The organism is Thermoactinomyces vulgaris, assembly GCF_003688725.1.
GTDB lineage: Bacteria > Bacillota > Bacilli > Thermoactinomycetales > Thermoactinomycetaceae > Thermoactinomyces > Thermoactinomyces vulgaris.
The window spans coordinates 34,222-48,019 of the sequence record NZ_REFP01000007.1; the positions used below are offsets into that span (position 1 = coordinate 34,222).

Annotated in this window: 11 protein-coding genes; 6 read left to right on the top strand and 5 right to left on the bottom strand. The window is 46.6% G+C overall.

Annotation, left to right across the window (positions count from 1 at the left end; translation table 11 throughout):
- Positions 1 to 410: 410 nt before the first annotated feature.
- Complete coding sequence (locus ATH33_RS00525) at positions 411 to 1,730, bottom strand: helix-turn-helix domain-containing protein (protein WP_121873931.1); 1,320 nt, start codon at positions 1,728 to 1,730, stop codon at positions 411 to 413.
- A 267-nt stretch (positions 1,731 to 1,997) separates the two neighbouring features.
- On the opposite strand from ATH33_RS00525, the gene ATH33_RS00530 reads away from it, so the two are divergent.
- The 3 genes from ATH33_RS00530 to ATH33_RS00540 all read left to right on the top strand — a co-directional run bounded on the left by ATH33_RS00530 (position 1,998) and on the right by ATH33_RS00540 (position 4,779).
- Complete coding sequence (locus ATH33_RS00530; RefSeq protein WP_037994354.1) at positions 1,998 to 2,291, top strand: hypothetical protein; 294 nt, start codon at positions 1,998 to 2,000, stop codon at positions 2,289 to 2,291.
- A 404-nt stretch (positions 2,292 to 2,695) separates the two neighbouring features.
- A complete protein-coding gene (locus ATH33_RS00535) occupies positions 2,696 to 3,181 on the top strand; it encodes a transglutaminase-like domain-containing protein (RefSeq protein ID WP_037994357.1) in 486 nt (161 codons plus the stop codon).
- 104 nt (positions 3,182 to 3,285) lie between these two features.
- Positions 3,286 to 4,779 carry an asparagine synthase-related protein gene (locus tag ATH33_RS00540; RefSeq protein ID WP_082240604.1) on the top strand — a complete coding sequence of 498 codons (1,494 nt, stop codon included), beginning with the start codon at positions 3,286 to 3,288 and terminating at the stop codon, positions 4,777 to 4,779.
- 52 nt (positions 4,780 to 4,831) lie between these two features.
- Here ATH33_RS00540 and dnaI read toward each other — a convergent pair whose 3' ends face one another.
- Positions 4,832 to 5,755 carry a primosomal protein DnaI gene (dnaI, locus tag ATH33_RS00545; protein ID WP_037994361.1) on the bottom strand — a complete coding sequence of 308 codons (924 nt, stop codon included), beginning with the start codon at positions 5,753 to 5,755 and terminating at the stop codon, positions 4,832 to 4,834.
- Positions 5,756 to 5,930: 175 nt separating this feature from the next.
- Here dnaI and ATH33_RS00550 point away from each other — a divergent pair, with 175 nt between their 5' ends.
- Positions 5,931 to 7,823: a terpene cyclase/mutase family protein gene (locus ATH33_RS00550; protein ID WP_121873932.1), complete on the top strand. Its 1,893-nt coding sequence runs from the start codon at positions 5,931 to 5,933 to the stop codon at positions 7,821 to 7,823.
- A gap of 70 nt (positions 7,824 to 7,893) precedes the next feature.
- Here the strand turns inward: ATH33_RS00550 and ATH33_RS00555 are convergent, their stop codons facing one another.
- Positions 7,894 to 8,736: a DegV family protein gene (locus ATH33_RS00555; protein ID WP_037994364.1), complete on the bottom strand. Its 843-nt coding sequence runs from the start codon at positions 8,734 to 8,736 to the stop codon at positions 7,894 to 7,896.
- Between the two features lie 160 nt (positions 8,737 to 8,896).
- Positions 8,897 to 9,244: a DUF1904 family protein gene (locus ATH33_RS00560; protein WP_037994365.1), complete on the bottom strand. Its 348-nt coding sequence runs from the start codon at positions 9,242 to 9,244 to the stop codon at positions 8,897 to 8,899.
- 415 nt (positions 9,245 to 9,659) lie between these two features.
- Here ATH33_RS00560 and holB point away from each other — a divergent pair, with 415 nt between their 5' ends.
- Positions 9,660 to 10,688 carry a DNA polymerase III subunit delta' gene (holB, locus tag ATH33_RS00565; protein ID WP_052186662.1) on the top strand — a complete coding sequence of 343 codons (1,029 nt, stop codon included), beginning with the start codon at positions 9,660 to 9,662 and terminating at the stop codon, positions 10,686 to 10,688.
- A 96-nt stretch (positions 10,689 to 10,784) separates the two neighbouring features.
- On the opposite strand, the gene ATH33_RS00570 is transcribed toward holB, so the two are convergent.
- Positions 10,785 to 12,443: a PucR family transcriptional regulator gene (locus ATH33_RS00570; RefSeq protein ID WP_121873933.1), complete on the bottom strand. Its 1,659-nt coding sequence runs from the start codon at positions 12,441 to 12,443 to the stop codon at positions 10,785 to 10,787.
- 135 nt (positions 12,444 to 12,578) lie between these two features.
- Between ATH33_RS00570 and ald the strand changes: the two genes are divergently transcribed.
- Positions 12,579 to 13,694, top strand: coding sequence for an alanine dehydrogenase (gene ald, locus ATH33_RS00575; protein ID WP_037994369.1), 1,116 nt, complete (start codon positions 12,579 to 12,581; stop codon positions 13,692 to 13,694).
- Positions 13,695 to 13,798 lie beyond the last annotated feature (104 nt).

The window sequence follows — 13,798 nt, forward strand, 5'->3', positions numbered from 1 at the left end:
AGACTATGGCAAATTTCTCAAAAAAAGTGGAAGAGAAGGGATGCAAATTCGAACCGGGTTACGAATAATATAGTGACCGGTACTTTTCCAATCCGGTCTGGGAAAGGGTAGAGAACATTGACAATTCTGTAAAATTAATATAAACTTTCTATAAAGATCAAATAAAAAAAGCAGCCATTCCCCCAAAATGGCTGCGCGAATTTTGTGATCATTCAGTCAAAAAGAAAAGTTGGCTTGGTTTGGAATTATACGGCAGGCGGTTCTCCGTCAAAGAGAAAAGTCATTGTGTTAAACTCCCTTCCTTAAGATTAAGATTGGATTGGAAAAGTACGATCAAACAGCGGGCGGTTCTCCGCCGAAAAGGCGTTTCATCCGGATCCCTCCTTTCCAGGAAAAGGAAGGGAAAGGGGTTACAATTTTCCCTCGCCTTTTTCAAGTAATTGGCAGTAAGTTTGAAAAAATCTGTTTTTATATTTTTCATAAGTGACAGGATCTTCCTCTTCGCAACATTTTGCAAGTTTGACGAGGATTTCCGGTTCAAGGATTTTGAGTGCATGTTTTTCGGAGATCGTGAGTGCTTTTTGCAGGCATTTGCGTGCATCGCCGTTTTTGTTTTGGCGCATGTAGCAATCGCCCAGAGCAATGAGAGCATTGCAGTATTTTAAAGCATCGTTTGTTTTTTGTCCTGTTTGTACGGCATTCTGCAAAGCTTTTTGTGCGAAGGGGATTTTTTTTGTTTTTAAGTATAGCATACCTAGTTTCGTATAGGTAGATACCAACATATTTTTTTTTCCGATTTTTTTTTCTAGTTTTAATGCTGTGCGAAATGCAACTTCTGCTTTGTAATAATCCCCCATGTTTTGATAACAATCCCCGAGCGCCGTCCAGAGCTCAAACGCGCGGTCCACATTTTGGTCCACACGGGCCAGATGCAGGCCTTTGGTGGCATATTCGATCGCCTTTTCATGCAGCTCCTGTTTGCTGAGCAAGGTGGCGTGCACTTCATACATACTGCTGCGGATCTCGATGCCCTCGATATTGTCGACTTCTTTCCACATATCTTCCAAGGTGCGGAAAGCATCTTCATTCCGGTTTAATTTTTCAAGGTAAATCACTTTGCTCATTTTTAAATGGTACACGACATATTCGCGTTCACCGGAGGGGTCATAGGATTCCAACCCTTTTTCAATATAATGGAGGGCTTGTTCGATATTGTTCAAATAATAACAACAACGGCCCAGTTCATTGTAGGTTGCGGCTTGCACGTTGGTTGATTTCCAATCGGGATACTGTTTCAGTGTGCTCAACGTTTTCAAAAATTGGGCCTGTGCCTTTTTCCAATGTTTTTTCCGGGCAATGCATTTTCCTTTTAAAAAGAGGTATGTGGGAAGCAAGGGGGAGTTTTTGTCAATCTCGGTTTTCCTGAGTTCTTCCAAACCTTTGTCCGGACCCGCCATGTCGATGTCATGCTCGATCGCGAATAATTTGAATTTCAATTGTTCTTCGCGTTCCTTCTCGTCATCATAAGACTTGGATAACTGCTTGATGTCCAGATCCAGCTTGTTGCATATGTGCAGATATATATCCTCATTCACCACTTCGCCTTTTTCGACTTTGCGGATGGTATGGAGTTTGATCATGTTATCCACCAAATCGCTTTGCCTGAGCCCCAAATCCTTCCGCCTTTTCCGAATGACACGCCCCGCATTCTCATGGTCAAGAGGGAGCAACGAACTCACCTCCGCAAATAAAAAAATTTTTGTTTATTTTCGGTTGTTTTTTTGTTGCTTTTCATGCAAATATGCAAAATCCGGGTGAACATTTTTGCTTTATTTTTATTTATTTATCTAGTTTGGCACAAATCTGCAAAATTCCTTCTATTATTAGTAATTTTGTATCGATTTGCAATGTAAGAAATAGATTTATAAACTATAGTCAGGAAGATGCCGATTGGTTTCAGTGGTTGAAACACCGCAAAATTTTGGGAGGAGTTGCTTATGTTGAAGGTGCAGGTTGAAGGCCAAAAGGAAAAGGTCGGACCATTTTTGTCGGAATTGAGACAACGTTCGCAAATCGAATATTTGCGAGATGAAACCAATTTTCAGGAAAAAGAAGAAATCCGTGTGATTTGTTACGTGGAGCACAAGCCGGAGCACCGCATCAAAATGGTGAAATTGTCGACGGGTGACGGGTTGGAAATTCAACTTCCGTTGATCGATGTCATCCAGGTGGAGATGGAAGACGGCAAAAAAATCATTACCGGACGCTCCTTTGACATTTTTGGAACGTAATGATTTTATCATATTGATGGAATGTAAAATTTCTCGTGCTTGTGCGATGGCACGTCATTTCATAGAACCATCAAAAACAAGGATGCACGGCGGAAAAAATGAGAGAGAACCTGTTTACACCTCAACAAAGCTGAAGCGTTGCCCTGGAAAGGACTTTCACGTCCTCCCGGAGGCAACGCTTTCATTCTTCCGCCTTTTTTAACATCCATGGCTGCAAGCGTCCGCTGAAAGGAGTTGTTTATTGAAAGATGTAAAAATTTGCATTAAAATGGAATTAACCGGGGGATTTTTCTTGATGGCTGAATCATGCCAAACCGTTGACAGATAGAGTGATAAGTGAGAGGAAAAGTACAGTAGGGGTTCGGGAATACTGTGCTTTTTTTATGGATTGGAGGCTTTCTTGGGTGAATCTGTATTTTGTTCTTTTGTTTGCCAAGGACCGGGCGGCCAAAGTTCCTCCATTACCGTTCAAGCGGTTGCTCCGGGTGATCGTGATTTCGGTTTGGATGCTTTTGATTTACCGGATTTACGGTTTAAACAAAGCCATGGACCGGCTCAAGTCGATCCGATGCAAAGATCCCGTGCGCATTAAAAATCCGTTGGCGGAATTTTTGTTCGCCAGGCGGGTGATGGTCTGGTCGCAATTTGTGGTGTCCCTGTTGAATGCGGGAAAAATTGATTCTTTCCTCCGTTCCCTGTCATTGTGTGCGTCTCTTAAAAAGTTGGGGATTCCGGCGCAAATGGTGTTGGGGGAAAAAAGTGACGACCATGTGATTGAAAATTTGCATGTCTGGGTTGAACTCCGGCAGATTCCCCTGAATGAATCATGGGAGGTTGAATGGCACTTTCGAGAAATTAAGCGTATTCCGGAAAGGTTTGACGTCCATTGAGAAAATTTGATCCGATCCAGGGATTCATTGATTTCGGTTTTTTTCAGAGTTTTTTCCAATTTTACGGTGAGGTCTGGGGTTATCCGCCCCGGTTGGAACCTTTGATGAAGCTGATCCAAAACAACAACTGGCATGAGGCCAAAAAAGAATTCAAAACATTGTTGAAAGAAGGGCCCGGTTTTTTAAAACAAATCGACGGTGCTTTTATTGTCGTTTATTTTGAAAGGAAAGAAAGAACCGGATTGATTTACCGAAGTTTGTTGTGTAAATATTCCCTTTATCTGCGCCGGACCAAGCGGCAGATCTTTTGGTCCACCCGGATTGAACAGGTACTGGGAGAAGACCGTCCCTATTTGTCCAAAGTGAAAAAGGAAGAACTGGTGGGGTCCTGTTTTGCGGAAGTCCAGGAGCCATCCCAGACCTATTTTCGGGATATCAAAAAGCTGCCGGCCGGGCACATGATCCGCGTCCACCGGGAGAATGAAGAGATGACCCTGTTTGACCAATTGCGTCCCCGGCCGGATTATGCCAAGTTAAAATGGGACCAAGCGGCGGATTTGGTGATCGAAATCCTGACCCAAACGATCCAGGACCGGATTGAACCGGCCGACCGGGTGGGGGTTTTGCTGAGCGGAGGCATTGATTCCTCGGCGATTCTCATGATGTTAAAATCCTGCCAGATCCCGGTCGTTGCATATCATTGGGGATGGCGCGGCGAAAAGTCCAAGGTCCGTTTCAGCGCGGAAAAGGTGACACGATTGGCGAATGTCCCGCTCATTATCCTTGAACCGGGGGATTTGAAGGCGTTAACAAAAGATGCCAACCAATTTTATTTGCCGTATCCCGGCTTGGATTACCTGATGATCAAAGAAGCCCGCAGGCAAAGCCAAAAGGACGGGATCAACCTGCTTGCTTCCGGGTATTTTGGCGACTATATTTTCGGCTATGACGGAACCGGACGCTTTTCCAAGCGGATATGGAACAAAACGTTATCCAGACGGCTGATGGAAAAGCTGGGAATGCTTCGCCCGACGTGGGCCAATCATCCGGAAGACATCCCGATTCCGCTTTTTTTTACCGACAAGGCGGCAAAAGAAGCCAAAAATTATCTAGGCTCGCTGAAAGAAAAAACCAGTGCCCGGCAAGCGATGGGGTATTCATTAAACCGGGACAAGGAGTCCCTTATTCAGTTGCATCAATTGTCCCCGCATCAAATGAACATGTTGTTTCCCTTTGTCAGCAGAAAACTGATGGAAATCGCCATTTCCCTGCCTTCTGAAATGAAAGTGCTGTTTCGCGGGGGGCAATGGATCGAAAAACCGGTGTTGAGACAGGCGTTTTTTGATTGGCTGCCGGGTGAAGTGATTGCCTATGTGCCCCGGCAGTACCGGGTGTTGCCGATGGAGGCCCGTTTTTTGCTGAAGCACCGGGAACAAGTCAAAGAATTGCTGGATGAAGACTCGATCTTGGCGGATTGGGGAATCATCCATTGTGAACGGCTGAAAGAATGCCTGGAACACCAGCGGTTGCTGATGTTGTCGACCAAAGGGCTGATTTGGGCATTCATGACAGAAATATGGCTCCGCTCTTTGTTGTGACCTTCATCAGAAAGCTCCTTCTCACGGGAAAGGGGTTTTTGATGAAGGTTTTTCATTCAGCGGGATAGCGCCGGTTTCGTCCCTGAACCAACACCGGTTGCACAAAAGGACGAATTCGTTCCATCAACCGCTTGGCTTTTAAAATTTCCCATCCGCCTTTTGCCGTATAGCTGAAGTGTTCTTCCAACTCATCCAATGTCATGTTGGATGTATAGATGGTCGGCCGTTGGTCCGTCATCCGTCTTTGTAAAATGACGGAAAGCACTTCGTCCCTCAGCCAGGGGGTCAAGGACTCGGCGCCGATATCGTCCAGGATCAGGACTTGCGTGGTTTTTAACGCCTCGATTTTCCGGCTGATTTGATTATCGGCAATGGATGCTTTCAATTCTTCGACCAAGGCGGGGAAATGAACCATGATCGAAGAGATGTTGTGTTTGGCCAATTCATTGGTGATCGCACCGGCAATGTAGCTTTTGCCCACCCCAAACGCCCCGTATAAATACAGGCCGTAAGAAAGAGGGGATTCTTTGAAACTGATGCAGTAATCCATGGCGGTCAAAATGGCTTTGTTCCGTTCCGGGTGGTCGTAGTCAATCTGCTCAAACGTCGATTGTTGAATTTCTTTGGCGATGTAATGGCTTTGAATCAGCGATTTTTGTTTTTCCGATTTCCATTTGCTGCATTCATGCATGGTCAGGTCCAGATAACCGCCATACTCTTCCAGTTCCGGGTAATGTCCCTTCATCATGTTGGGGCATCGGTCCAGCCCCGGACATTGTTGGCAATTGGAACGTTCCATCACAAATTGCTGAAGGAAGGAGAAAGAACGCTGATAAACTTCTGTCGGAAGTTCAGGATGTTGCTTCCTGAATTCTTCGACCAGCGGAAATTGAAGCAGGAGCTTTAACTGCCGTTCTTTGTCGACCGCTTTTACGTTTTTGCCCACCGGAACCATCACATTGTTGATCCGTTTCATCACGAACCTTCCTCCTGCAATCGATGTTGATCGTAATCTCTATTCTATCAGGAAACGGAATAGATTTTTACTCTAAAATCAGGAAAATATCATGGAAAATTCCATTCTCAAATTTTAGTCATTTGTCATCGCGCCCTGAATATGTTTTAACTAGCAGGAATGAAGGAGCAGTGCGATGCAAAGTCAATGGATTCTTCATGTTCAAGCGATGATTCACCGGTTGAAAAAAGAGTTGATCCAAAAACAGAACCCGGATGGAACGTGGCCGTTTTGCTTTGAAAATGGAATTGGGACCGACGCGTATTATGTCCTGTTGCATCAAGTGTTAAAGCGTCCTGACCCCGGCACCTTGGCGCCGGTTTTGGAACGCATTCTGGACAAACAAACCGGTGATGGAACCTGGAAAGCGTTTCCGGATGAGAAGGAAGGGAATGTTTCCGCCACTTTGGATGCCTCCCTTGCGCTTTTGTATTCCGGGGTGAAAACGCCCGATGATCCTTCGCTCAAAAGAGCGCGCGACTTCCTGCTTTCCCGCGGCATGGAAACGAAAGCGGGCTCCTTGACGCAAGTGGTTCTGGCATTGCTTGGGCACCGGAGTTGGTCGCGCATCACCAAACTGCCGGTTGAGTTTTTTCTGTTGCCGGCCGCAAGCCCTGTCAATTTTTTTGATTTCGTGGGATATGCGCGTGTTCACATCGCTCCCGTCATGTTGGCGTCCGATCAGGATTTTTACATTCATTTCAAAGGTTATCGGGAAGTGGAAGACTGGTTGCCTTCTTCTTTTCGGACGTATATGGAACGCATGCACCCGGATTATTTTTGGACCAAAGAGGATTTGCTTCCCGCGGTGGAAACAACGGCTTATTCCACGTTTTTTAAGAAGAATGTCCATCAGCGGGCCCTTTACTGGGGAGAGAACTTTTTGCTTTCCCGCATTGAAGAAGACGGGACGCTGTACAGTTATATGACCAGTACCTTTTTGATGATTTTTGCTTTGTTGTCTCTCGACTATCCGCCTGATCATCCGTTGATCCAAAAGGCAATGGAAGGATTGGACCGGATGATTTTTCCTCTTCAAGAGGGCGCTCATTTGCAGGAGGCAACTTCGACGGTTTGGGACACTTCCCTGGTGATGACGGCATTGCAAAATGCGGGCCTTTCGCCCGGGCATGGTGTGATACAGAAAGGAAGAAATTATCTTTTGTTAAAACAGCATACATCGTACGGAGACTGGTGTTTAAAGAATCGTTATGCGATTCCGGGCGGATGGGGATTTTCCGACACCAATACGATCAATCCGGATGTGGATGATACGGTTCAATGTTTGCATGCAATTGCTCCGGCTGTCCGGGAAGGCTGGGCGCAGGATGAATGGAAACGGGGATTGCAATGGTTGTTGAGCATGCAAAACCGGGATGGCGGATGGCCTGCTTTTGAACGAAACACGAACAAGATGTGGCTCAAGTTGTTGCCTGCCCGCAATGAAAAAAGAGTTTGGGGCGACCCGTCCACTGCGGATCTGACCGGACGCGTTTTGCATTTTTTGGGATCGGAGCTTGGCTGGACCATCGACCGCCCTGAAGTCAGGCGGGCATGGAGTTGGCTTTATCATCACCAGAATTCCGACGGTTCTTGGTTTGGCCGATGGGGCGTTTCCTATATTTATGGAACTTGGGCGGCGCTGAAAGGACTGGCTGCGGTGGGAGTGCCCGAAACTCATGTTTCCGTGCAAAAAGGGATTCGGTTTTTACTCTCCAAGCAACGTCCCGACGGGGGATGGGGAGAATCTTGTTACAGTGATGTGGAGGACCGGTTTGTTCCCCTTTCGTTTTCGACTCCGGTGCAAACGGCTTGGGCATTGGATGCTTTGATCGCCTACCATGACCATCCGACACCGGCGATTGAAAAGGGGATGGCTTGTTTGTTGAAAATGATGGAGAAACGTGGGGAAGAATGGTCTTATCCGGCGGGAGCGGGTCTTTCCGGGCAGTTTTATGTGTATTACCACAGCTATCCGTATGTTTGGCCTTTAATGGCGATGACACATTATCTGCAAAAATATAGTTGAGAGGGGACCCGCCCTTTTTTTGTGCAAAAAACATCCACTCCTGAAAACACAGAAAGTGGATGAGGTCATGTCAATCCTGGGGATGGATGACGATGCCCAGCAAACCGGGGCCGGCGTGGACTGCCAGAGTGGGGCTGATCCATCCCAGATAAGTTTCGGAAACATTTCCGGCGTTTTTCACTTGATTCAACAGCGCTTCGGCTTCCTTTTCAGCTTGGGTGTGCAACACGGCAATCCGGGCGCGTGTGGAAGACAGATGCTCGTAAACGGGGGCCATCAGCTTTTTGAGGGCTTGTTTTTTTCCGCGTGCCACCGAGTGCGTGTGCAGTTTTCCTTCCGAATCAAAAGTGATGACGGGTTTGATGGAAAGCATCGATCCGAGAGACTTGGCCACTTTCCCGATTCGCCCGCCTTTTTGCACGTATTGGAGCGTGTCCAGGATAAAATAGGCCTTAATTTTTTCTTTGGTTTCGTGGATCTTCCGGATGATTTCCTCATAATTCTTTGTTTTTTGGATCAGCCGGGCCGTTTCCAGCACCAAAAATCCCAGTATCCAAGAAACCCCTTTGGAATCAATGACATCGATCTTCATGCCGGAAATCTCTTGTGCACACAAACGGAAGGTGTTGTGGGTGCCACTGAGGGAAGCGGAGACTGTCAGAACGATGCAGTGGGTATATCCCTGCTCTTGTAAAGAGTGATAGATCCGGGTGATATCTTCGGGGGAAGGCATGGATGTTTTGGGGACTTCGTGTTCGAGGCGGTTTATGATATCCCGGGAAGTGATATCGATTCCATCGCGGAATTCTCCGCCGGAATAATGGATGCGAAGCGGGACAACGTGAATGTTGAGTTTTTCAACCATTTCACAGGGTAAATCACAGGTGCTGTCTGTGACCAATGCAATTTTCATTCAATAACCTCCTTAAAGTACTTTCAGTATACGGGGTTCGGCTTTCTGTTTGCAAGAAAAATAATATTAGATATAAAAAGAAATTTATATTTTATATGAATATATGGGCAAAAAATCAGCTCACCTGTGATACCAGGTGAGCTGACCGGATCGATGCTCCTCAGTATGAATGCAGGAAGGGGGGAGAAGGAATGTTCTCCAGAGGTTGTCCGTTCTTGTAATAGAGGGAGGGAGAGAGGAGAATGAAAAAAATGTGTGTATTTGAAAAACCTTTTTCTTCCAATAATTGATGGAGTTTGGCAACCAATTGGTCATGCACTTTTTTGTCCCGGGGAAACATCAGGATTTCCAGTGAACGCGGTGACTGGATAATCGGTTCGACCTGAAGCAATTCAATTTTTACTTTTTCTTCAGGGACTTGTGCCATTTTGGCAAAGTCGGTGACAATTTGCGGGGCCAATTGCTTCAGGGTTTCCTTCGGAAAACCTTTAAAACGTAAAAAAGGCATAATTCATTTCCTTTCTATGTTGTTTAATCAGGTCCCATTGTAGTTTTATCATAAATTTGCATGGATTGTTGCGGTTTGTTTTGGGTGGAATTTAGCTGTGCAGGCCGCTAATTAGATTGTACCGATCGTCTTTTCCGCGAATCAAGGTTTCTTTGCTCCGCTGGTTCCGGCTTAAGCAATAATATTTCGGGTTACTAAAATTTATCAATACAAAACAAAAAAGTGCTTGGTTTTTATCGGAAACAAAGAGAATTCTGCCAAATGCCAACGGGTTTTGTCGATCCGGGAACGGGCGGGTTCAATGGATGGTTGTCTCCCGGAGGCCATGTGCGGATCTTTTTAATGATCGCTTGATTTTTGTGCGTGGAAAATGCAAAGATGAATGAAGAGAATGTTCGCGCGGGGAGGCGTTGCCATGTCTTTTGAAAATTCCCTGCAACCTCATCTGGCAGAGGTGCTGAAAAACGCGATCCAACGAAACCGGTTGGCGCATGCATATATTTTTTACGGCCCCAAAAACACGGGGAAAAGAGAAATGGCTTTGGAACTGGCCAAAGCCGCCAATTGTGAACGGAATGAAGCGGATGCCTGCGACCGGTGTCCTTCTTGCATTCAAATTGCGCAAGGCAATCATCCGGAAGTGTTGAAGATCCTTCCGGAGGGAAATGTAATCAAAATTGCGCAGTTGAGACAGTTGCAATCGCGTTTTCGTTACAGCGCCCCGGAAGGCGTGACCCGGTTCGCCATCATCGAGGAAGCCGAAAAAATGAGGGATGAAGCCGCCAACAGCTTGTTGAAATTTTTGGAAGAACCGCAATCCGCCATGGTGGTCATTCTCATCACCAGGCATTTGTCCGATGTGATTCCAACCATCAAATCCCGTTGCCAATTGGTCCGTTTTTCCGAGATTCCGCCATCGGTCAAAAAAGAACAGCTTTTGAAAAAGGGGATTCCGGAGGAACTTGCCGGCGTCTTTGCCCGACTTTCCGGTTCATTGGAAACGGATGGCGAAGCGTATGACGACGGGAAAATCAAACACTATGCGTCCGTGGTGCATCAGGTGAAAGAGTGGGGGGGCCGGATTTTGTCAGGCAGTCCTGATGCATTGCTCACCCTTTCCGAATCGTGGCTGTTGGATGAAGTGAAGGAAGAGAGAGCTTGGTTTTTGTTGGATGTGTTGCTTTTGTATTACCGGGACATTTTGATGAATTCATTGAAAGGGGAGACGGAAATTTTTCGCGATTCCGGGATCGAACGTTTGAGCATGAGGCATTCTCCCGGGAAAATCATGCTGGCGATGGATAATGTCCTGATTGCCCGCCGTCTTTTGGTCAGACCGCAGCTAAACTGGCAAGGCATCTTTGAACAAATGATCGTGGCCGTGTCGGAGGAACGGTTGAGTATGAAAAACGGCTGGGAACTCATTCCGTTGTCCAAAGTTTAACAACGGACAAGCAGTTTCCGATCATCCGGAGAAAAACGGACGCGTTTTTTGGATTCCACAGGGGACCAAAGGACGCGTCCGGTTGTTTTCGGGAAGCTATTTTTTCGTGTTTTCGCCACGGCTTGTCAGTAATTCCGGATAGATCAACTGGCATGCTTTCAACGCGGTCTGCAGCGTCAGCTGATTTTCTGTGGTCAAAAAGCCGTCCCCCAATAATTCTTGAAGTTTCTCTAACCGGTAATAGAGCGATTGGCGTGCGATGTACAGATGGTCGGCGGCTGCTTTTTTGGATCCGTTGTGATCCAGGTAAACTTTGAGCGTGTAGAGCAAATGGCTGTTTCTTTTCTGGTCGTGTTCGATGACCGGTCCCAAATGTTGATGGATAAAGTTTTTTAATTGCTGGTCTTTATCTTTTAAATTCATGATCAGCTGGAAAACGCCCAATTCATCATAAAAGGTGAATTCACTGCTTTGGCGGGCGTTCAGATCCAAAACCTGGCGGGCTTCCTGATAACTTTGGCTGATGGAAGCAAACCCGTTGTAACGTTGTCCCACCCCGGCTTTGAACAGGAAACCGGACTGTTTTTTTAATTGTTTCAACAGCTTTGAAACGCGGGATTTCCAAGAGAAATCAGATTCCAGATCGAATGCGATGATGGCGATCTTTTGGTTGCTCCGGGTGATCAGCGGATAAAAGTGATGTTGCTCAAAAATGGCGCGGATGATGATCGGAAAATCGTATTGCAGATATTCCTCCACTTCCCGCCGTTCTTGTTTGGTTTCGGCGCGGGGAAGCCACTCGATCAGGCAGACAAAGCTTTTTTTATGGTTCAGTCCGTAAAAATCGGCCCCCAAATGATGGTGGATTTGGGATTCGTCGAGCCGGTTGTGAAGCAGATCATCCACCCATACATTTTCAGAGTGCAACCGTCTTTCTTCCATATACCGTTTGCGCAAAAGATCTTGAGCAATCGCCAAGGAGGTCCAATCCAAAATCAAAAATTCGTAACGGGTTGGCTTTTGTTTCAAAATCATGCCGATGTGTGCCCAGGTTTGTCCCATGGCACTTACCGGCTGCAGCAGGATATATTGATTTTGAAACGGCCAATACCGGGCCGACCGGTGTTCTGATGTTTCCATGCCGGGAACCGTCCGTTTATCTTTTAAAAACTGAATGAGTTCGGTTTCTTTTTCGGGTTCCATTTTTGGAAATACAGAAGGCTGATCTTTAAAAGGCAGATAGAGAATGGGTGAATGGGTTTTGTGATACAGCATTTTTAAAATTTTGTTGGTGCCGTTGGGTTCCAGGCTCAAGCGGTGCAACTCACGGGACAGGGCTTCCAGGTTTTTCAGTATCTGAAAATGTTTGTTGATGAGAACGGAATGCAAATCTTGTGTGATATCCACAAAGCGGATGTCGTTGGGAAACACGATCAACGGAAAGTCATGCCGGTTGGCAATTTGAATCAGGTCATCCGGGATCGTGTGAAAGTAGTATCCCAGTTCCAAGCATAAACAGGAAGCATTGAGCCGGATCAATTTTTCCAGATAACGGGCGGGAGAAGCCGAAGAAGATTGAAAATGGATGCCTGTGGCCAGAATCATTTCTTCGCCGTTGATCAACGTGTCAAACTCGGAAACTTCCAAAATATGAACCCACCGGACCCGCCGGTTCAACCCGTTATGGCCTGCAACCACCTTGGCCTCGGCAAATGTCGGACGTTTCAGGATATCTTGCAAAATGAGTGATGCCAATGTGATTCACCTTCTGTGGATAGAGTGTAAGAAAAGGGCGGACAGATTTATGACATGGTGTCTATTGGAACCGCTTTAATAAATAATTTATACTGGAGGCGTACGAATTACAAACGGAAATTAAAGGTGATATTCATGATTATCGGTGTACCCAAGGAAATAAAAAATAATGAAAACCGGGTGGGTTTGACCCCTGCGGCGGTTGCTTCTTATATCAATCACGGGCATGAAGTGTTGATAGAAACCACGGCCGGTGAAGGAAGCGGATTCACGGATCAGGATTATGTGGATGCCGGCGCCAAAATCGTTGGCTCCGCCAAAGAGGCGTGGGCGGCAGATATGGTTGTGAAGGTAAAAGAACCATTGCCGGAAGAGTACCAATATTTCAGAGAAGGATTAATCTTGTACACTTATTTGCATCTGGCCGCCGCTCCCGAACTGACGGAAGCATTGGTGAAAAACAAAGTCGTGGCCATCGCTTATGAAACCATCCAATTGGAAAACCGTTCCCTGCCTTTGTTAACCCCGATGAGTGAAGTGGCGGGAAGAATGTCCGTTCAAATCGGAGCGCAATATCTTGAAAAAGTAAAAGGCGGAAAAGGAATTCTTTTGGGCGGCGTTCCTGGCGTATTGCCCGGTGAAGTGGTCATTATCGGCGGCGGCGTCGTCGGAACCAACGCAGCCAAAATGGCAGTTGGTATGGGAGCCAATGTGACATTGCTGGACATCAATGCCAACCGTTTGCGGGAATTGGATGATCTGTTCCAAGGCAAAGTGAACACCCTGATGTCCAACCCGTACAACATTGCCGAAGCAGTGAAAAAAGCAGACCTGCTGATCGGAGCGGTTCTCATTCCGGGAGCCCGTGCACCGCGCTTGGTGACCGAAGAAATGGTGAAACAAATGAAACCGGGATCGGTCATTGTGGACGTTGCCGTAGACCAAGGCGGATCAATTGAAACCGTGGACCGGATCACCAACCATGATGAACCGACCTATGTCAAACACGGAGTCCTTCATTATGCCGTGCCCAATATTCCGGGGTCGGTACCGCGTACCGCCACCATGGCTTTGTCCAATGTCACCGTCAATTACGGATTGCAAATTGCGGATAAAGGATATCGCCAAGCGGCCTTGGACAACCCGGCACTGGCCAAAGGATTGAATACGTTGGAAGGAAAAGTCACCTGCCTTCCGGTGGCCCGTGATCTCGGCTACGAGTATGTTGATGTGATGAATTTGTTGAAATAAAGTGAAAAAGAGTGAAAAAAGCTGTGCAGATCTTCTGCACAGCTTTTTTTGACGGAGGAAAGAGGGATGGCGTGTATTGACCCATACTTTGGGACAAGCTATGA

Excerpts from the sequence above, each read along its gene's own strand:
- ATH33_RS00530 (WP_037994354.1), top strand. The coding sequence starts at position 1,998 with ATGTTGAAGGTGCAGGTTGAAGGCCAAAAGGAAAAGGTCGGACCATTT.
- ATH33_RS00540 (WP_082240604.1), top strand. The coding sequence starts at position 3,286 with ATGAAGCTGATCCAAAACAACAACTGGCATGAGGCCAAAAAAGAATTC.
- dnaI (WP_037994361.1), bottom strand. The coding sequence starts at position 5,755 with ATGAAACGGATCAACAATGTGATGGTTCCGGTGGGCAAAAACGTAAAA.
- ATH33_RS00550 (WP_121873932.1), top strand. The coding sequence starts at position 5,931 with ATGCAAAGTCAATGGATTCTTCATGTTCAAGCGATGATTCACCGGTTG.
- ATH33_RS00555 (WP_037994364.1), bottom strand. The coding sequence starts at position 8,736 with ATGAAAATTGCATTGGTCACAGACAGCACCTGTGATTTACCCTGTGAA.
- ATH33_RS00560 (WP_037994365.1), bottom strand. The coding sequence starts at position 9,244 with ATGCCTTTTTTACGTTTTAAAGGTTTTCCGAAGGAAACCCTGAAGCAA.
- holB (WP_052186662.1), top strand. The coding sequence starts at position 9,660 with ATGTCTTTTGAAAATTCCCTGCAACCTCATCTGGCAGAGGTGCTGAAA.
- ald (WP_037994369.1), top strand. The coding sequence starts at position 12,579 with ATGATTATCGGTGTACCCAAGGAAATAAAAAATAATGAAAACCGGGTG.